This is a genomic window from Streptomyces montanus (assembly GCF_005786655.1).
Lineage (GTDB): Bacteria > Actinomycetota > Actinomycetes > Streptomycetales > Streptomycetaceae > Streptomyces > Streptomyces sporangiiformans.
The window spans coordinates 41,836-60,346 of sequence record NZ_VBZC01000026.1; the positions used below are offsets into that span (position 1 = coordinate 41,836).

At 69.3% G+C, this 18,511-nt stretch carries 16 protein-coding genes and 1 pseudogene; 9 read left to right on the forward strand and 8 right to left on the reverse strand.

Going from position 1 to position 18,511, the window contains the following annotated elements; genetic code table 11:
- Nucleotides 1-89 precede the first annotated feature (89 nt).
- Nucleotides 90-749, forward strand: a complete 660-nt coding sequence (locus FE633_RS23520; RefSeq protein ID WP_171060094.1) for a ScbR family autoregulator-binding transcription factor — start codon at nt 90-92, stop codon at nt 747-749.
- Nucleotides 750-973: 224 nt separating this feature from the next.
- On the forward strand, nt 974-1,708 hold the full coding sequence (locus FE633_RS23525) for an SDR family oxidoreductase (RefSeq protein ID WP_138047154.1): 735 nt from the start codon (nt 974-976) through the stop codon (nt 1,706-1,708).
- A 108-nt stretch (nt 1,709-1,816) separates the two neighbouring features.
- Here FE633_RS23525 and FE633_RS23530 read toward each other — a convergent pair whose 3' ends face one another.
- Complete coding sequence (locus FE633_RS23530; RefSeq protein ID WP_138047231.1) at nt 1,817-3,013, reverse strand: IS701 family transposase; 1,197 nt, start codon at nt 3,011-3,013, stop codon at nt 1,817-1,819.
- Nucleotides 3,014-3,284: 271 nt separating this feature from the next.
- Between FE633_RS23530 and FE633_RS23535 the strand changes: the two genes are divergently transcribed.
- Nucleotides 3,285-3,926: a TetR/AcrR family transcriptional regulator gene (locus FE633_RS23535; RefSeq protein ID WP_138047155.1), complete on the forward strand. Its 642-nt coding sequence runs from the start codon at nt 3,285-3,287 to the stop codon at nt 3,924-3,926.
- Nucleotides 3,927-4,111: 185 nt separating this feature from the next.
- On the opposite strand, the gene FE633_RS48600 is transcribed toward FE633_RS23535, so the two are convergent.
- From FE633_RS48600 to FE633_RS23565, 7 genes and pseudogenes are all read right to left on the reverse strand, one after another.
- Entirely contained in the window at nt 4,112-4,594 is a 483-nt protein-coding gene (locus FE633_RS48600; RefSeq protein WP_246113800.1) for a shikimate kinase, read from the reverse strand.
- A 39-nt stretch (nt 4,595-4,633) separates the two neighbouring features.
- Nucleotides 4,634-5,458, reverse strand: a pseudogene (locus FE633_RS47395) (shikimate dehydrogenase); the annotation flags it as partial.
- A gap of 77 nt (nt 5,459-5,535) precedes the next feature.
- Nucleotides 5,536-7,113, reverse strand: coding sequence for an FAD-dependent monooxygenase family protein (locus FE633_RS23545; RefSeq protein ID WP_138047157.1), 1,578 nt, complete (start codon nt 7,111-7,113; stop codon nt 5,536-5,538).
- A gap of 345 nt (nt 7,114-7,458) precedes the next feature.
- Nucleotides 7,459-9,093, reverse strand: a complete 1,635-nt coding sequence (qcrB, locus tag FE633_RS23550) for a cytochrome bc1 complex cytochrome b subunit (protein ID WP_138047158.1) — start codon at nt 9,091-9,093, stop codon at nt 7,459-7,461.
- Between the two features lie 265 nt (nt 9,094-9,358).
- Entirely contained in the window at nt 9,359-10,570 is a 1,212-nt protein-coding gene (locus FE633_RS23555; RefSeq protein ID WP_138047159.1) for a flavin-dependent oxidoreductase, read from the reverse strand.
- 164 nt (nt 10,571-10,734) lie between these two features.
- Nucleotides 10,735-11,061, reverse strand: coding sequence for an antibiotic biosynthesis monooxygenase family protein (locus FE633_RS23560; RefSeq protein WP_138047160.1), 327 nt, complete (start codon nt 11,059-11,061; stop codon nt 10,735-10,737).
- A 225-nt stretch (nt 11,062-11,286) separates the two neighbouring features.
- Nucleotides 11,287-11,682 (reverse strand): VOC family protein, encoded by a 396-nt coding sequence (locus FE633_RS23565; RefSeq protein ID WP_138047161.1) that lies wholly within the window; start codon nt 11,680-11,682, stop codon nt 11,287-11,289.
- 362 nt (nt 11,683-12,044) lie between these two features.
- On the opposite strand from FE633_RS23565, the gene FE633_RS23570 reads away from it, so the two are divergent.
- From FE633_RS23570 to FE633_RS23595, 6 genes are all read left to right on the forward strand, one after another.
- Nucleotides 12,045-13,187: a ParB/RepB/Spo0J family partition protein gene (locus FE633_RS23570; protein ID WP_212747267.1), complete on the forward strand. Its 1,143-nt coding sequence runs from the start codon at nt 12,045-12,047 to the stop codon at nt 13,185-13,187.
- 112 nt (nt 13,188-13,299) lie between these two features.
- Complete coding sequence (locus FE633_RS23575) at nt 13,300-13,788, forward strand: PhzA/PhzB family protein (protein WP_138047162.1); 489 nt, start codon at nt 13,300-13,302, stop codon at nt 13,786-13,788.
- 44 nt (nt 13,789-13,832) lie between these two features.
- Nucleotides 13,833-15,056, forward strand: a complete 1,224-nt coding sequence (locus FE633_RS23580) for a 3-deoxy-7-phosphoheptulonate synthase (protein WP_138047163.1) — start codon at nt 13,833-13,835, stop codon at nt 15,054-15,056.
- Nucleotides 15,034-15,657: an isochorismatase family protein gene (locus tag FE633_RS23585; RefSeq protein ID WP_138047164.1), complete on the forward strand. Its 624-nt coding sequence runs from the start codon at nt 15,034-15,036 to the stop codon at nt 15,655-15,657. Before FE633_RS23580 ends, FE633_RS23585 begins: the two co-directional genes overlap by 23 nt.
- Nucleotides 15,654-17,630, forward strand: a complete 1,977-nt coding sequence (locus tag FE633_RS23590) for an anthranilate synthase family protein (RefSeq protein ID WP_425473212.1) — start codon at nt 15,654-15,656, stop codon at nt 17,628-17,630. The genes FE633_RS23585 and FE633_RS23590 overlap by 4 nt, the downstream gene beginning before the upstream one ends.
- Nucleotides 17,627-18,505, forward strand: a complete 879-nt coding sequence (locus FE633_RS23595; protein WP_138047165.1) for a PhzF family phenazine biosynthesis protein — start codon at nt 17,627-17,629, stop codon at nt 18,503-18,505. The genes FE633_RS23590 and FE633_RS23595 overlap by 4 nt, the downstream gene beginning before the upstream one ends.
- The last annotated feature ends 6 nt before the right edge of the window (nt 18,506-18,511 follow it).

Sequence of the window (18,511 nt, forward strand, 5' to 3'; positions counted from 1 at the left end):
TGAATACGCCGCTGCCCCGGGGTTGGAGCAGGGCCGCTTCGGTCATTAAAATAGAGAGCGTTCTTTTTTTTGTCGAGAGGGGTCCGACCATGACCAAGCCCGATGGCGCCAGGCGGGAGCTGAAGCAGGAGAGGGCACTGCACACGCGCGCGGCTCTGGTACAGGCGGCGGCGCAGGTGTTCGCCGAATCCGGCTTCGCCGGCGCCAGTGTTGCCAAGATCGCCGACCGGGCGGGGCTGACCCTGGGCGCGATCTACTTCCACTTCAAGAACAAGGAGTCCCTGGCTCGCGAGATCGTCCGCTCCCAGCCCGAGCACGTCGCGCCACCGCTCGATTCCGAGGGACTGCAGCGGGCCGTGGACATTACACTCACGTGGGCGTGCCGGCTGATGGACGATCCCATCCTGATGGCCGGTGCGCGCCTGGTGATGGACCAGCAGCTCTTCCTCGACCAGACGGAGAACTCCCACGATCAGTGGACCAGGCTGCTGACGGAACAGTTCCGGATCGCGCAGCGTCGGCGCGAACTGCGCGCCTCGGCCGACGTGGAGGTTCTGGCCCAGGTGTTGGTCAACGCCTGCACGGGGGCGCAGATGCACTCACAGATCGAGAGCGGGTATCGCGACCTGCCGTTCAGGGTGGAGCAGATCTGGCAGTGCTTCCTCCCGGCCACGGCGGCGCCGAGCGCGATCAGTCGACTGCAGTACGGGGAGGCCAGGGGAAGGATCAAGCGATCCACTCTCACCTGAGCGACGCGGCCGCACGGCCCACTCGCCATCCAGGCATCACTGCGGCGTTCGCCAGTTCTCCGGCACGGGGGTGACAAGGCCGGACCGGTGGACTGGCGTTCCCACGCAGGTTGAACGGAATGGCAGGTGGGCCCGAGAGGGCCCACCACTACACAACAGAAGAAAGAGGGGGAACTGTGCTGTCAAGCAGCCACCAACAGGGGCTTCTGCACGGGAAGACAGTCATGATCACCGGCGCGTCGAGCGGTATCGGCGCGGCCGCGGCAGAGCTGTTCGCCGCAGAGGGCGCGGCCGTGGTGCTCATGGCACGGAGGGGGACAGAGCTGCGCCGAATCGCCCAGGAGATCGTCGACCAGGGCGGAAGGGGCGAGGCGGTCACCGGGGACGTGACGTCCGCCGAGGACGTCGAGCGGGCCGTCTCGGTGGCGGTCGAGTCCTTCGGGGGTCTGGACGCGGCGTTCAACAACGCCGGCTGGGGCGGGCTCGGGCCCCAGCTGCATCAGATGGACGACGCGCTCTTCGACCAGATCATGGACGTGAACGTACGTGGGGTGTGGAACTGCCTGCGTGTGCAGCTGAGGGCGATGCTGGAGCGGGGAGCCGGCGGCGCCATCGTGAACACCTCCAGCACCGCGGGTGTGTTCGCCACCGGAGTGGCGGCGCCGTACGTGGCTGCCAAACACGCTGTCCTCGGCCTCACCAGGGCCGCCGCCGCCAGCTATGGCGGCCTCGGCATAAGGGTGAACGCGCTGGTCGTCGGCAGCACCCGCACCGAGCTGCTGGAGCAGGTCATCAAGGAGACGCCGGCGGTCGAGGAAGCGGCCGTGGGCCGCGCGATCCAGCGGCGCCTGGCGGATCCCGTGGAGGTCGCGCAGGCCGCCGCCTGGCTGTGCAGCGACCGCGCGTCCTTCGTCACCGGCAGCGCCATGGCGGTGGACGGCGGCTGCACCGCGGTCTGACCTGCCGGCCGCCCCGGTCACTCCGGGGCAGCACGACAACACGGCAGGCCCTGCGTCTCCGCCTCATCGGCGGGACGCAGGGCCTGCTCCGTGTGCCCTGTCGTGCCGTCAGGCGACCTGCGGCACGGCGACCGGGTCGATCAGCCGGCTGTAGGCGTACGCGGCCGAAACCAGCGTCATGTGGTGATGCCAGCCCGGGAAGGACCGGCCCTCGAAGTCGAGAACCCCGTAGTTCTCCATGTCCGTCATCGCCGTCGTGGTCCCGGACAACAGCCGGGTGAGCGAGAAGAGTTCGTCCATGCTCCGGTCGACGAGACTGGTGATCCAGACCGGACCGGGCGCACCGTCGGGACGAAGCACGGTGAACAGTCGGTACGGGCGGTGCGTACCGGCCCTGGCGCCGCGCCCGGGCTCCAGGTTGACCAGGCTGGACAGCACCCGTACCGGCCGGCGCCCCCCGCCGGCGCCGGCGACCACGGCGTGCCCGCGTCGCGCGGAGTGGAGGTCCAGGAAGCGACGCGCCCCGATGGGCCGGCCGACCTCCCGCGCGGTGTTCACGGGACTCGGAACGGCGGGCAGCATCGGGAGGTCGCCGGACACGGCGATCACGAAGTCCTGCCGGCTGCGGGAGAGGCCGTCGATCAGCGGGGCCGCGCCCGGGTATCCGTCCATGTCGGCCAGGAACGGTACCGGCGGCAGGCCTGTGTGGGCCGCCAGAGTACGGCTGAGACTCAGCGCGTGGCTCCACAGCGGCTGGTTGCGGGCCGCTTCGGGTATCCGTGCCCGCTCACGCAGTTCCGGGTCGCCGTCCCACTGGTCGGGCAGCAGCAGATGCCAGTCGACGGGGATGTGCTCACTTTCCGACGCCAGGAACATCCCCACACCGACCTGGCAGTTGACGGTGCGCCCCATGGCGGGCACGAAGCGGCGGTGCACTCCGCACGTACGGTCTCCGCGCTTGGGCTGCACAGCGGTGGCCAGGGTCCAGGCCTTCGGCCGTACGAACCGCTCCGCCAGTCGCGTCAGCTCTCGCCGGGCCGGACTCCAGTCCCAGGGACTGGCGTTGACGAACTGGTGCAACGACTGGTGGGCCGTGGCGGACGAGGAGATGGAGGCCGCGAGGCGCGGGATCGACTTCTTGCCCGGCGTCATGAGCAGTCCCCGCAGATAGATGTGGGCCCAGCGGCGCTGGTCCGCGCGGCGCAGATGGCCGAAGAGCATCTCGGCGAAGGCGGTGAACCGCGCGTCGAGGGCCGAGGCGGGTAACTCGTCGAGGAGCGCCTCGGCACCCGTGGGCGCGCACACGTCGGTGGTGGTCTTCAGTTGTCGGCACAGAAGCTCGGTCACGATGCGATCCCTCCCTGGTGACATAAAAATAATAGCAATCGTTTTGTTTTTTGGAACTCCCCGATCGAACCTCACGCGACTTCATGAAGTCGAAAGCGCAACGTGCACAAAGTCGGCGCACGTTCGTCATGTCGGCGTTGCGTCCACGACAGGTGCCGGGAAGGCTGAGTCGGAGTGCAGAGCACAGTGTGATCACCCTCGTGAGAGACGTCACAGTCGGAGACATCGCATGGTCAAACAGGAGAGAGCCGCGCGGACCCGGAGGTCGCTGGTGCTGGCCGCCGCAGAGGAATTCGACCGAGGAGGCTACGAGGGAGCGACTCTCAACCGGATCTGCCAGGCCGCCGGCATCTCCGTCGGCGCCCTCAGCTTCCACTTCCGCACCAAGGACGCCCTGGCGGACGCCGTGCAGGAGGAAGGCATGTCGCTCACCCGGGACGTGGTCCGCCAGGTGGCCGCCATCGACCGACCGCCGCTGCAGGCCGCCGTCGCCGTCACGACCGAGCTGGCCGGGCTGCTGGAGGAGAGCACCCTCGTACGCGCCACCGCCCGGCTCGCCGTGGAACGCACCGACGTGGCGAAGACCTGGGCCTCCGCCTGGGTCCCCACGGTCGAATACCTGCTGCGGGAGGCGAAGCACAACGGACTGCGCCCGGGCACCGACCCGAGTGTCGTCGCCGTACTGGCGACCTATCTCGTCGCCGGCGCGCAGGCACACATCCGGCACCCCAAGGCCACCGAGTGCGCCAGGCCGCTGCGGGCCGGAGAGCACGACAGCGACACCTCCACCGAGCGCCTCAACCGGCTCTGGGACATCGCGCTGCGGGGCATCCGCGCGGACGGCGAAGAGAACAACGCCGCACCTCGGTGACAACCGAGTGACGGAGCGGGGCCAGGCACGCCACGGGGGATGGTCCGCTCCGCGGACCGTCGTGCCGTGACCGCCCACCATGGCAGCGAGGGTGAGCGCGGACTCCACAGTGGACGACGGCGACCCACCCTCGTCGTGTCTCCGATCAAATCACCGAGATGGCTGGGTAGTCGACGGCCCCTCGCTCATACTTCCTTCAACTCCAGTGCGTCCAGGGCGGCTTGGGTGACTTCTCCCGGAGTTCGGCCATCCGTGGGCACGACCGCCGTGGCGACCGCCTCGTACAGGTTCCGGCGGGTCTCCATCAACTCACGCCACTGCTTGCGCGGGTTGACGGCCAACAGCGGCCGGTCCGCCTTCAGACCCGCGCGTTCGACGGCCTCCTCCACGTCCATCGACAGGTAGACGACCCGCTGTCCGGCCAGCAGCGCGCGGGTGCCTTCGTCGAGGATCGCGCCGCCGCCCAGGGCGAGTACGCCCTCGTGCTCGGCCAGCGCGGCATGCACCGCCCGCTTCTCGATCGCACGGAAGACCGCCTCGCCCTCGCCGAAGAAGATCTCCGCGATGGACCGGCCCTGCGAGGCGACGATGTCGTCGTCCGTGTCCCGGAAGCCCGATCCGAGCCGCTCGGCGAGCAGTTGCCCGACGGTGGACTTGCCGACCCCCATCGGGCCGACCAGGACTGCTTTCGGAGCGGTACTCCCCCGGCTCAGCGCGGACCGCCCCGCCTGCCGCATCGTCTCGAGCGGCGCCGGGGTGCGCCCGGTCATCTGCTCGACCTGCGGTATCGCCTGGTGCACCAGCAGGTCGAGGCCGCTGACGACGGCTCCGCCGTACGCGGACCAGCGGGCCGCGAGCTCCGTCGGCCACGGCTCGTAGAGCACGTCGAAGAGGGTGGCGGGCCGCTCCGGCACGGACGAGGACAGCGCGTCCGTCGCACCGGCCGGGGTGGTGGCGATGACCAGTGGGGCGCGCAGCGCCTGTGCCGCGTCCGTCCAGTCCGCGACGCGCACCTCGACGCCGAGCCGCTCGCCCCACCGCCGCATCTCTGCGACACGGGCCTCGCTGCGGACGTACGCGACGACCTCGCCGGTGCAGATCCGGGCCAGCGCGGCCAGCGCCGAGGACGCGGTGGCACCGGCACCGAGGATCGCCGCCGAGTCGACCTGCTCGATCCCTCGCTCCCGGAGCGCGGACACCATCCCGGGGATGTCAGTGTTGTCGCCGACCCGGCGGCCGTCCTCGGTGAACACGACCGTGTTGACCGCCTCCACCGAGGCCGCCGTCTCACTGATCTCGTCGAGCAACGGGATCACGGCCCGCTTGAGCGGCATGGTCAGCGACAACCCCGCCCACTCCGAACCGAGTTCCGCGAAGAACCCGGGCAGAGCGGCCTCGTCGATCTCGAACCGGTCGTACGACCAGCCCGTGAGCCCCCACTCCGTGTAGGCGGCGCGGTGCAGCGCCGGGGAGAGGGAGTGGGCGATGGGCTTGCCGAGCACGGCCGCACGACGGATCCCCCTGTTGTCCATGGATTCCTCCTCGGGTCGATAGGCATGGGAACCCGGCCGATCGGCACGGGATCCGCGCGGTGCGGGAACAGGGGGCTTCAGATCCGCTCCTCCGGATTCCGCGCGGTGGGGCGGTGCCGTTCGATGGGTGCGCCCTGGTCGGCCTTCACGGTCGTGGCCGAAGGGTGCGGGACCGGCTCAGCCGGGGACGCCCCGCGTCCCGCGGCAGGACGGAACCCGGAGGTGCCCGCCGGTACGCGCACCCGGGGGCGCCGGGCGCTGCCGCCGTGCGTGCTGCTCGGGGGCTCGTACGGTACGGGGCCGCGTGGGCCGATCAGTGCCGCCGCGAGCGCGGTCGGGCGCAGGGCGGCCGCGGGGGTGACGAGCTGCTGGCCGAGTTCGACCACGAATCGGGCGGCGGCCCGATGGGCCGGTGCGGCCGCGGCTATCCGTTCGAGGTAGCGCCTGCCGAGCCGTGTGGCCGGGTTCGACGGAGGCGTGGCCTGCGCCTGTGGCCATGTGAGGCCGGCGGCGTGTGCGATGCGCCATGTCTCGGCGACCTGGAGGGCCAGCGCGCGGCGCAGCCGGTAGGAAAGGCCCACCGTCGTGCCGTGACTGCCCACCATGGCACCGAGGGTGAGCGCGGACTCCACGGCAACCGCGAGCCCCTGCCCGCTGGACGGTCCGAAGGTGGCGAGGGCGTCTCCCACGACAACGAACTGGTCGGGCCAGCGCCGCAGTCTCTCGTAGTGGCGCCAGCGGTTCTCGGTGTGCCGGAGGCCGTAGACGGGTCCGAGCGGGGTGGCGTGCTCAATGACGTCCCGCAGCACGGGGTGGCGCAGACGGCCGGCCGCGCGGAGGAGGCCTTCGTGGTCGACGCAGGGTTCCGCGGCGCCTCTCTCGCCGATGGACACCTTCCACTTGCCGCCTTCCATGGGGCTGATCAGGCCGTGGCGCGGGTTGTCGGCCGAGGCTGTCAGCGCGATGGCCTTCCAGTCGGCGATGTGGCCGACGGGCGGGGCGAACACCGCACTGGAGAGGACGGCACGGACGTCCGCCACGGATTCCTCCGGCAGGTCGTAGCCCAACTCGGCGAGCCACCGCGATGCGGCCGACTCCCGCCCCGAGGCATCGACGATGAACTCGGCCGGCAGCACGCGGGTTTCACCCGGTCCGCCGAGCGCGTGACGTCGCCGCGGACTCACCATGACGCCGATGGCGGTGTCGTTGCGACCTCCGCGCAGTCCGACGGCCTCGTGTTCCTGAAGGACCGTCACTCTCGGGTCGGCGCGCACACGGTCACGGATCACCGCCTCGACGAGGATCCCGGATCCGGTCATCGTCACCAGGTCGCTGTCGACGCGGGGCAGCCAGCCTCCGGGGCCGAGCAGCAGGACGTCCTCGGGTACGCGGACGCGCACCAGGCCGGCGCCGAGCAGCTCTCGGGTGATGCCCGGAAAGAGTTGCTCAAGTGCCTTGGCTCCGGCGGCCGTCAGTCCGTGTGTGTGGCGCGCGGCGAATGTTCCGCGGCGCCGGCGGGGACCGCGCGGCAGCCGGTCACGTTCGACGACGGTGACATGACGCATGTGGGGCAGGAGGGCTTGGGCCGCGGTCAGCCCGGCGACGCTCGCCCCGATCACGACGGCGTGGCCGTCGGGGCGCGGATCCAGGCTCATCTTCTCGTCCTCCTGCGTGTGCGTGAGAAATGCGGGCGGCCCACCGGAGAATCACCGGCGATCGTGCGGGCCGAGTAATCGGCCCGCACACAACGGGCCGTAGACGACTGGCCGTACACAACGGGCGGTACACAACGGGCCGTACGGCGAAAGGGAAATGGCCGGGTCTCCAACCGAAAGCTTCAACTCCTGTTTATCCCGGAGAGAATGGCTCCGGCTACGTCTACTTCATGAATCCGCACACGAAAAAGGCCCCGATCCTCCCCGTGCGGGGAAGACCGGGGCCCTGGCGGGTTCAGGGCTGTCCCGGCCGGTGACGTCGCCGTTCCGGTTCCGTCGCGGTGCCTAGTGACGTATACCGCTCCCGGCGATTTCCCGGTATTCATGGGCGGTCGGCTTCTGGATCTGACCCGTCTCGCCGAAATACCCTCTGGACAACCTGACCCGCAGTCTCTCCCTCCTGGTGAGTTTGCGCTCGACGCCGTATTCGTTGACGGCCGGCGCGAGTGGCAGCGGGCTGTACTGGTCGTGCGCGGTGAGCCGGTACAGATCGGCCTGTTCCAGGGCTTTGTGCACTTCGACGTACTCTCCGTGCGGGAGCCGCTTGATGATTCCGGTCTCACGGCCGTGCAGGACCAGTTCGCGATCCCGGCGCTGCAGACCGAGGCAGATCCGCTTCGTGATGAAGAACACCGCCGGAGGAACCACGAAGAAACCGATGCGTACGCACCAGGTGATGCTGTTGATGGACAGATGGAAGAACCCGGCGATGATGTCGTTGGCTCCGCCGAGCATCAAAACCCCGTACCAGCTGATCCAGGCCGCTCCGAAAGCGGTTCTGAACGGTGCGTTGCGCGGGCGTTCGGCGATGTGGTGCTCACGCAGGTCGCGCACGACCCAGCTCTCGAAGTACGGATACATCGCCAGCGCCCCGGGCACCACGACCAGCAGGACGAGCGGGATGAGGACACCGAAGTTGAGTGTGTAGCCGCCCGGCAGGACGTACTCCATGGCCGGCATCGCCCGGACGGCGCCCTCGGTGAAGCCCATGTACCAGTCTGGTTGGGAACCGTTGGACACCTGGTCCGCGCGGTACGGGCCGATCGCCCACACGGGATTGATGCTGGCGATCGCGGCGAGGACGGCGGTGACGCCGAAGACCAGGAAGAAGAAGCCGCCGGCCTTGGCCATGTACACCGGCATGAACGGCATGCCGACGACGTTCTTGTTGGTCCGGCCGGGCCCCGCGTACTGGGTGTGCTTGTGGTAGAAGACCAGAATCAGGTGCACCGCCATCAGCGCCACCATGATGCCCGGCAGCAGCAGCACGTGGACCGTGTAGAAGCGGGGCACGAAGTCGGCGCCCGGGAACTCTCCGCCGAAGACGAACATCTGGAGATAGGACCCGACGACAGGAACCGCCAGGATCGCGCCCTCCATGAAGCGGACGCCTGTACCGGACAGCAAGTCGTCCGGGAGCGAATAGCCGGTGAATCCGGTGAGCATCCCCAGGACGAACAGCAGGAAGCCGAACATCCAGTTCAGGTCGCGCGGCTTGCGGAAGGCCCCGGTGAAGAAGACACGCATCATGTGCACGAACATGCCGGCGAGGAAGACCAGCGCCGACCAGTGGTGTATCTGCCGGATCAGCAGACCGCCGCGTACATCGAAGGAGATGTGCAGAGTCGAGGCGAACGCCTCGGACACGCGCTGTCCGCGTAACGGCGCGTAAGAGCCGTCGTAGACGACTTCATTCATGCTCGGGTGGAAGAAGAGTGTCAGGAATATCCCCGTGATGATGAGGATCACGAAGCTGTACATGCAGATCTCGCCGAGCATGAATGACCAGTGGTCCGGGAAGATCTTGCGCATATTGGCCTTGGCGAGCCCGTAGAGGCCCATACGGCCGTCCGCCCAGTCGGCGATGCGTTCGCCCTTCGGCGGCGCGCCCCGACGGGGCTGTGATTCGGTTGTACTCATCCGCGCTCCCAGAAGGTAGAACTGGCGGGGCAGCCGCAATCCCCAACTTCGCATCAGCCTGGAAGGCGGGCAGGCTTCCAGGAACTGGCTGTTTTTCCACGGCAGTTGATGCTAAAAATCGGTACGGCTCATCGCAATGGATCAACTTGGGCACCAAGTTGAACACCCATCGCTATTCGGCCAGGGTCATGGCGAGCCTCCGGCGGAGCCGCCACCACGCCTTCCGCAGCCGGCTACCGGCTCGGCTCACCTCGTACGCCTTGGGTCAGGCGACCGGATGCCGATGCTCGACACTCGCCCGGTAGGAACTGGTGATGGTCTCCAGGGCACCGCTCTTGTCCTGTTCGGGTCGCGCGGCGAGGTCGCGTTCGGCACGGTCCATCGTTCGGTTGGCCCGCACGATCTCCGCGGTCCGAGGACGCCGGATCTCCTCGTAGCGGCGCAGCGCGGCGGTCACCTCGTCGCGCTCGAACAACTCGGTGGCCAGGGTGACGGCGTCAAGGATGGCCTGGGAGCCGCCGTTGGCACCGATCGGGTACATGGGGTGGGCGGCGTCACCGAGCAGGGTGACCCGACCGGTGCCCCACTGCTTCAGCGGGTCGCGGTCGACCATCGGGTAGTGCAGGATCGGGCCGCCGCCCGCGAGCAGGGCCGGGATGTCGATCCAGCCGAATTTCCAGTGCGCGAAGTGCGGCAGGATGTCCTCCAGCCGGCCCGGCCGGTTCCAGGCGCTGACTTCGCCCGGCTCCGGCTCGGTCGGAACCAGGCAGACCCAGTTCACCAGGGCCTGGCCCCGCGCCGCGTGCTGCGCCGAGACGGGGTAGGCGATCATCCGGGCACCCGTGTCGTCGGAGGCCACGATCATGGTGTGTCCGTCGAGGAACCCGTCCAGTTCCGTCAGCCCTCGCCACATGTGTGCCCGGCCCCCGGAGAGCGCGGGCCCGTCGGGATGGAGTTGGGCCCGCACCACGGAGTGAATGCCGTCGGCGCCGATGAGGGCGGCACCTTCGTATGTCGCGGGGGAACCGGAGGCCGTGGCGTGGACGCGGACTCCGCCGTCGGTCTCCTCGAAGCCGCGCACCCTGACCCCGGTGCGGATCGCGTCCGGGCCGAGTCGGTCACGGACCGCCTCCACCAGCAGCATCTGCAGTTCCCCGCGGTGGATCGAGTACTGGGGGCTGACGTGCCCCCCGGCCATGCCTCGCGCTTCGGTCCACAGAACGGTGCCGAGGTGGTCGAGGTAACGGTGCTCCGCGGTGCGGATACCGGTGCGCGCCAGCGCGTCGCCGAGCCCGAGCGTCAGCAGTTCGGTGACTGCGGCGGGCTGGATGTTGATCCCGACTCCGAGCGGGCGGATCTCCTCGGCGGCTTCCAGGACGGTCGCTCTGATCCCGTAGTCGTGCAGGACCAGAGCCGCGGTCAGCCCTCCGAGTCCCGCACCGGCGATCACGATGTCATCGGTCTGATGAGTGGTCATGGCGGATCTGAGGCTCCCTGTTCATCTCGTGTCGGGGTGGAACAGCTCTGTCATGTCCGCCGATGGCGGGAGGGCGCGGACCGGGATCCGCCCCGCTGACCTCGGTCGGCGGGGCGGATCCCGGACGCCCCGGGGGGGACGGGGTTTCGGGACTTTGCGATGGCTCAGGCGTGGTGGACGGAGGCCACCGCGTAGACGGACGGCGCCGGCTTCGCCAGTTCGGCCGCCTTCTTGGCGAAGGCCTGGGCTTCCGGGTCAGCCATCGTCGCCTTGACGTCGTCCTGCGAACGCCACTGGGCGAGATTCACGACGCGGGTTCCGTCGAAACTCGTGAAAATGTTGACCGAGATGAATCCCGGTCGATTCTGCATCACCTTCTCCGTTCCTTCGTTGAGAACTCGTACGAGTTCCTGCTGCTTCGATGCCTCGACATCGAAGACATTGATCAGGGTCACATTTCCGTCGCCTTCGCGAATCACGGTTTCGCTCATGTCCCTCAGCGAACCAGTTGGGTTCGGCCTGAGGCAATCGGAAAGCCGTTACGCACTGCGATAAAACCAAGTTGCCGAATCGTCGTCGCCGACGCCCATCCCGGGCCCGCGACGGCCACCGGGTCGTGCAAGTGACGGCCACCTGGCCGTGCAAGTGTGGACAACGCCTGGTTGGACGCCTCTGCCCCGCCGCGACGGCCGCCGCGCCGCACACCGGCGGACGCTTCAGCGACCGCGCTCGGTGAGCCCGTAGAGATTGCCATCGGGGTCGGCGATCTGTGCCCATCGGCTGCCCTCCCGCCAGCGCGCGGGCTCCGGTTCCACCACGATCCTGACGCCCTTCGCGCGCAGATCCGCGCAGGTGGCGTCCAGGTCGTCGCAGTCGAACCAGCCGTGCGCCATCCGGCCCGCCTGGGCGTGCAGGGCTTCCAGCACGTTCTTGTCGACGGCGGCCAGCACCAGGCAGGTCCGCGCACCCGGGGGGCGGACCTCGACCCAGCGCCGGCCGTCGCCGACCGGAACGTCGACGACCAGTTCGCAGCCGAGTGCACCGGTCAGGAACTTCGCGGCCCTCTCCTGATCAGGGACGCAGAGCAGGGCGAGCCGGGAATTTGTGATCATCGAGCGTCCTTTCTTTTCGGTGACCTTGGCAGCGGTCAGGAAATACTGGAAGGAAAGCACCGCCGGGACAAGGAGCGACGAGGAAAGCGGTGCGAGCCGCTCCGTTCGTGAACACAGAATGCCGTTGCGGAGAAACCAACTTCCCTAGCTCGTGTCCGGCGGACCCGCATTGCTTGCGCACCGGTGTGATGGTCCGCGTAACGTCTCAGGGCAACGACCAATAGGTGGATGAAGGAGCCGTACGACTCCGCCGAAGGACCACCGAAGGCGCACCGAATTCTCCCGGACCACAGAAATCCGGAATGAGGAATTTCAATGCCCGGGTCGCCCCTCCCCTCATACCTGCCATCAAGGATTCACCGTTGTCCTCAACCCTGCATCCAGGAGTCGCTCGCGTCCCGGACGGGACCGCAGCCGGTGCCGAAGCGAGCGGCGACGATCCCCTGCTCACCTCACCGGACCTCGGGCGGGATCTGCTGCGCCGGCTCCCCGTCGAGGTCGTCCCCGTCAGTACTCTCATGCCGTCCTTCCCCCTCCGGGCCGGAGGCGAGAACCCGGAGCACGTCCAGCTGCTCGCGCAGACGGACGGCGAGGTCGACCCGCTCCTCGTGCACCGGCCCACCATGCGGGTCATCGACGGCACGCACCGCCTGCGTGCCCTGGTCTCACAAGGCCGGACGGACGTCGCGGTCAGGTTCTTCGACGGCTCGGAGGCGGACGCTTTCGTCCTCGCCGTCCAGCTCAACACGCGGCACGGGCTGCCGCTGACGCTCGCCGAGCGCAAGGCGGCCGCCCAGCGCATCCTCGGATCCCACTCCCACTGGTCGGACCGTGCCATCGCGGAACGCACCGGGCTGAACGCCAAGACGGTGGGCCGGATCCGCCGGCTCTCCGAGGACCCGGGCACCCACTCGGACAGCCGGATGGGGCTCGACGGAAAGGTGCGGCCCGTCAGTACCGTCGAGGGGCGCCGCAGCGCCGCCTTGCTGCTGACGGCCCATCCGGACATCTCGCTTCGTGAGCTGTCCCGCAGGACCGGACTCGCGCTGGGCACCGTCAAGGACGTACGGGAGCGGCTGGCACGCGGGCAGGACCCGATCCCGGACCGCTTGCGCAACGCGGCCCGCAGGTCGGCCGTGCCCGCCGCGCCGGAGCCCGCCCGCACCCGGCCTGAGACACCCCCGGCCGACACCGTGGCGAACGCACGGGTGCAGTCACTGCGGGTGACGCCCGGCCCCGAGCGCTCCAGGACCGACAGTTCCGATGCGACCGCGACCGTGGTCCGCAAGCTCGTCAAGGACCCGTCGCTACGGGCGACGGAGCCGGGACGTCAGCTGCTGAGGCTGCTGCTGGCCACCGAGCTGGAACCGACCCGGCTGTCCGAGATCGCCGAAACGGTCCCGACCCACTCCATTCCGCTGATCCGCACAGTCGCCCTCCAACGCGCCGAGGAGTGGAGACGGTTGGCGGACCAGGTCGCACAGAAATTCAAGGAAACCAGCTGACGGACCGCCAATTCGTCGGCCACCCACCGGTCACGCGACCGCACCCCCGTTGCCACAGACCCACGGAATTCCGCCGACCGAACGTCGGAAACAGATTACGGAGGCCCAGATCATGCCCGAGACGAAGACCTTTCCAGGAAGCGACACCGACACCGAGATCCGTGCCAAGAACCGGGCCACGGTCGAGACGTACATGAACACGCGCGGTGCAGACCGCCTGCGGCGGCACCTGCTGTTCACCGAGGACGGCATCGGCGGCCTGTGGACCAACGACACGGGCAAGCCCATAGCCATCCACGGGCGGGACCGGCTCGCGGAGCACGCCGTCTGGTCACTCGAGTGCTTCCCGGACTGGGCCTGGACCAACGTGAGGATCTTCGAGACACAGGACCCGGACTTCTTCTGGGTCGAGTGCGACGGCGCCGGCGCCATCCGCTTTCCCGGATATCCCGAGGGCCGCTACGAGAACCACTTCCTGCATTCCTTCGAATTCGAGAACGGGAAGATCAAGCGGCAGCGCGAATTCATGAACCCGTTCGACCAACTGCGCGCACTGGGAATCCCGGTGCCCGAGGTCAAGCGCGACGGAATCCCCACCTAGCCACGGGGATCCCCCCACACGAGCACGTTCAGACAAGGAGAGTCGTGGACAACCTCATGCTCGACATACGGCAGCGGACCGCGCTGCAGCAACCCGAGTGGAGCGACCCCTCACAGGTCCAGCGCGTGAGCGAGGCGCTGGCCTCCCGTCCCCCGCTCGTCAGGGCTTCCGACGTACACACCCTGCGGACCCTCCTGGCCGAGGTCGCCGCGGGCCGGCTCCTGGTCGTTCAGGCCGGTGACTGCGCCGAGGACCCGGAGGAGTGCACGGCCGACCACATCAGCCGCAAGTCCGCCGCACTGAACGTGCTGGCCGGAGCACTGGGCCTGGCCGCCCACAAGCCCGTGCTCCGCGTCGGGCGCATCGGCGGCCAGTTCGCCAAACCGCGCTCCAACCCGACCGAGCAGGTCGGCGGCCTGACGCTACCGGTGTACCGGGGCCACCTCGTGAACGGCCCCGAGCCGACGCCCGAGATCCGGCAGCCCGATCCGCTGCGCCTGCTCACCGGCTACATGGCGGCGAGCGACATCATGGAACACCTGGGCTGGCGCGGCCCGTCCCCCCGCGAGACCGGGGACGCGCCCGTGTGGACGAGCCACGAGGCGCTCGTCCTCGACTACGAAATCCCGTTGCTGCGCCGGGACATGGAGGGGCGGCTCACACTCGGCTCCACGCACTGGCCGTGGATCGGCGAACGGACCCGGCAGATCGACGGCTCGCATGTCGCGCTGCTCGCCGAGGTGACCAACCCGGTGGCCTGCAAGGTGGGCCCGACGATGACGGAGGACGAGGTCGTCGCCCTGTGCGGACAGCTCGACCCCGAGCGCGAACCGGGCCGCCTCACCTTGATCGCCAGGATGGGCGCCGACCTGGTCGCCGACCGGCTGCCCCCGCTCGTCCGGGCCGTGCAGGCCGCCGGGCACCCGGTGATCTGGCTGTGCGACCCGATGCACGGCAACACCAAAGCCGCGCCGAGCGGTCACAAGACCCGGTTCGTGGAGACCCTCGTCCGGGAGGTCCGCGGCTTCGTCGCCGCGGTGGAGAACGCGGGCGGTGTCGCCGGCGGTCTGCACCTGGAGACGACGCCCGACGACGTCACCGAGTGCGTCGTCAACGACTCCGAACTCGACCATGTCGGCGACCGCTACACGTCCTTCTGCGACCCGCGGCTCACCGTATGGCAGGCGGCCACGGTGACCTCCGCGTGGGGGGACGCGGCGAACAACTCGACCTCGGGGGACGGCGATGCCCGGTATTCCCACAGTTGAGCCGTATCCGCTGCCCACAGCGGGAGACCTGCCCCCCAGCACACCCACATGGACACCCGACCCCGCGCGCGCGGTCCTCCTCGTGCACGACATGCAGCGCTACTTCCTGAAGCCCTTCCCGGACTCCGTACGGGAGCAGCTGATCGGGAACGCCGCTCTGCTGCGCCGGCGCAGCAGCGAACTCGGCGTCCCCGTCGGCTACACCGCCCAGCCGGGCGACATGAGCGAGCAGGAGCGCGGCCTGCTGCGGGACTTCTGGGGGCCCGGCATGCGCCGGACGCCCGCCGACCGCGAAGTGGTCGACGAACTGACCCCCCAGCCGGGCGACTGGCGGTTCGACAAATGGCGCTACAGCGCCTTCCACCGGTCCGGGCTGCTGGAGCGCATCCGGCGCAGCGGACGCGACCAGCTGATCGTCTGCGGGGTGTACGCCCACGTCGGGGTGCTGATGACCGCCGTCGACGCCTTCACCAACGACCTGCAGACCTTCCTGGTCGCCGACGCCGTGGCCGACTTCGACGCCGACCACCACCGCATGGCCCTCACCTACGCGGCCGAGCGTTGCGCGGTCGTCCTCACCGCGAAGGAGGTATTCGCGTGACATCGAAAGACTCGGAAGACACCGTCTCGTCGTCGGATGCCGCCCCACCCTCCGGCGATCCGTTCGAGGAGGTACTGGCGCTGCGTGCGCCCGCCTTCGCACTGCTGCACCGGCCCGAGGCGAACGGCCCCGGGATGCTGGACGTACTGCTCGGCCGGACCTCGCGCGTCGAGGAACTCGCGGGCATCCCCCTGTCCGACGGGCCGGCGGAAGAGCGCACGGGCCGGGCCGGGGCCGCCGACCCCGGTGCCCACGAGGTCCTGGCGCTCATCCCCTACCGCCAGATCCGCGAGCGCGGCTTCGCCTGCGCCGACGACGATGCGCCCCTGATCGCGATGACCGTGACCGGGCAGCAAACGGTTCCGGTCGCCGAGGCCCTGCGACGGCTGCCGGCTGTGCCCCTGACTCTGTCCGGCGGGCACTTCGACATGGCCGACGACGACTACGCCGAGACCGTCCGCCGGGTGCTCAAGGAGGAGATCGGCGAAGGCGAGGGCGCGAACTTCGTCATCAAGCGGTCGTTCGTGACCGATATCGGCGACTACTCCCCCCACCACGCCCTGGCCTTCTTCCGGCGGCTGCTGGAGCTCGAATCGGGAGCGTATTGGACCTTCGTCGTCCACACCGGGGAGCGGACCTTCGTCGGCGCTTCCCCGGAGCGGCACATCACGCTCCACGACGGCCTCGCCACGATGAACCCCATCAGCGGGACCTACCGCTACCCGGCCTCCGGCCCCACCCTGCCGGACGTCATGGCCTTCCTCGCCGACCAGAAGGAGTCCGACGAGCTCTACATGGTCGTCGACGAGGAGCTCAAGATGATGGCGCGGATCTGCGCGCCCGGGATACGCGTGACGGGGCCGCGGCTGAAGGAGATGGCACGGCTCGCCCACACCGAGTACTTCATCGAGGGGCGCACCGACTGGGACGTACGAGACATCCTGCGCGAGTCGATGTTCGCGCCGACCGTCACCGGAAGCCCCCTGGAGAGCGCCTGCCGCGTCATAGACCGGCACGAGCCGCGGGGCCGGGGCTACTACAGCGGCGTCGCCGCCCTCATCGGACGCGACGCCTCCGGCGCTCGCACGCTCGACTCGGCCATCCTCATCCGCACCGCCGACATCGACGCCTCCGGCCGCACGACCATCGGCGTCGGCGCCACCCTCGTACGCCACTCCGACCCCGACTCGGAGGTCGCCGAGACGCGTGCCAAGGCGGCCGGTCTCCTCGCCGCCCTGGAGACCGCGGGCCCGCCCCGGCTCGGAGGCCGGCCCCAGGTGCGGGAGGCGCTGGAACGACGCAACGACGCCATCGCCGGCTTCTGGCTGGACACCGGCGGCGGACAAGCGCCCCGCTTCCCCCGGCTGACCGGTCTGCGCACCTTGATCGTCGACGCCGAGGACACCTTCACCTCGATGCTCGATCACCAACTGCGGTCCCTGGGAATGGCGGTGACGGTCCGCAGCTACGACGACCTGCCGACCGGCCGCCGCACGCGGGCGCGCCTCGCGCTCGACGACTGGGACCTCGTCGTCCTGGGGCCGGGCCCGGGAGATCCCCGTGACGCCGCACACCCCAAGATCGCCCGGCTGCGCACCGCGGTGGACACCCTGCTGTACCGGCGCCGCCCGTTCCTCGCGGTCTGCCTGAGCCACCAGGTCCTCAGCACCCGGCTCGGTCTGGACATCCGGCGGCGGGACACGCCCAACCAGGGTGTGCAGCGGGAGATCGAGCTGTTCGGCAGGCGGGAGCGGGTCGGCTTCTACAACACCTTCGCCGCCCGGTCCGACGAGGACTCCGTCGACGTCGGCGGGGTCGGCCGGGTGGCGGTCTGCCGGGACTCCACGACGGGTGAGGTGCACGCGCTGCACGGATCCCACTTCTCCTCCCTCCAGTTCCACGCCGAGTCGGTGCTCACCCAGAACGGTCCGCACATCCTCGGCTCCTTCATGGAAAGGACATTGCGAGAATGAAGACAGAACAGGCCGCGCCCCGCACCAGGCACGGGTACGTGGTCGTCGACGCCTTCACCGACACTCCGCTCCGCGGCAACCCCGTGGCCGTCTTCTGCCGTGCCGAAGACATCCCCGCCGACCGGATGCAGAGCATCGCCCGGGAGATGAACCTCTCGGAGACCACCTTCGTCCTCCCCCCGCTGAAGGGGGGAGACGCCCGGATCCGCATCTTCACCCCGGTCAACGAACTTCCCTTCGCCGGGCACCCGTTGCTCGGCACGGCGATCGCGCTCGGCAGGGACTTCTCGAAGGACCAGCTCCGGCTGGAGACGGCCATGGGGCTCATCGACTTCGAACTGGACCGGGTGGACGGCAAGGTCGTCGGCGCCCGGATGCGGCAGCCCACTCCGACCTGGGCGCCGTTCGACCGCGCCGAGGAGCTGCTCGCGGCACTCGGCGTGCCGGAGGCGGACCTTCCGGTGGAGATCTACACCAACGGTCCCCGACATGTCCTGGTGGGACTGGAGAGCGTCTCCGCGCTGTCCCGTCTCACCCCCGACCACGACGCCTTGGCCGCGTTCCCGAACTTGGCGGCCAACTGCTTCGCCGGGTCCGAGGCGAGCTGGCGGACCCGGATGTTCTCGCCCGCATACGGAGTGGTCGAGGACGCCGCGACGGGTTCGGCGGCGGGCCCGCTCGCCCTCCACCTCGCCCGGCACGGGCGCATCGAGTACGGCCAGTGGATCGACATCCACCAGGGTGTCGAGATGGGACGCCCGTCGCTGATGCGCGCCAAGGCGGACGGAAGCCGGCAGCACTGCACCTGTGTCACGTCGTCGGTCTGGGTCGGCGGCTCAGGCGTGACCCTCGCCCGCGGAAAGATCTATGTCTGAGGAGCA

Excerpts from the sequence above, each read along its gene's own strand:
- FE633_RS23520 (WP_171060094.1), top strand. The coding sequence starts at position 90 with ATGACCAAGCCCGATGGCGCCAGGCGGGAGCTGAAGCAGGAGAGGGCA.
- FE633_RS23525 (WP_138047154.1), top strand. The coding sequence starts at position 974 with ATGATCACCGGCGCGTCGAGCGGTATCGGCGCGGCCGCGGCAGAGCTG.
- FE633_RS23535 (WP_138047155.1), top strand. The coding sequence starts at position 3,285 with ATGGTCAAACAGGAGAGAGCCGCGCGGACCCGGAGGTCGCTGGTGCTG.
- FE633_RS48600 (WP_246113800.1), bottom strand. The coding sequence starts at position 4,594 with ATGGGGGTCGGCAAGTCCACCGTCGGGCAACTGCTCGCCGAGCGGCTC.
- FE633_RS23545 (WP_138047157.1), bottom strand. The coding sequence starts at position 7,113 with ATGAGCCTGGATCCGCGCCCCGACGGCCACGCCGTCGTGATCGGGGCG.
- qcrB (WP_138047158.1), bottom strand. The coding sequence starts at position 9,093 with ATGAGTACAACCGAATCACAGCCCCGTCGGGGCGCGCCGCCGAAGGGC.
- FE633_RS23555 (WP_138047159.1), bottom strand. The coding sequence starts at position 10,570 with ATGACCACTCATCAGACCGATGACATCGTGATCGCCGGTGCGGGACTC.
- FE633_RS23560 (WP_138047160.1), bottom strand. The coding sequence starts at position 11,061 with ATGAGCGAAACCGTGATTCGCGAAGGCGACGGAAATGTGACCCTGATC.
- FE633_RS23565 (WP_138047161.1), bottom strand. The coding sequence starts at position 11,682 with ATGATCACAAATTCCCGGCTCGCCCTGCTCTGCGTCCCTGATCAGGAG.
- FE633_RS23575 (WP_138047162.1), top strand. The coding sequence starts at position 13,300 with ATGCCCGAGACGAAGACCTTTCCAGGAAGCGACACCGACACCGAGATC.
- FE633_RS23585 (WP_138047164.1), top strand. The coding sequence starts at position 15,034 with ATGCCCGGTATTCCCACAGTTGAGCCGTATCCGCTGCCCACAGCGGGA.
- FE633_RS23595 (WP_138047165.1), top strand. The coding sequence starts at position 17,627 with ATGAAGACAGAACAGGCCGCGCCCCGCACCAGGCACGGGTACGTGGTC.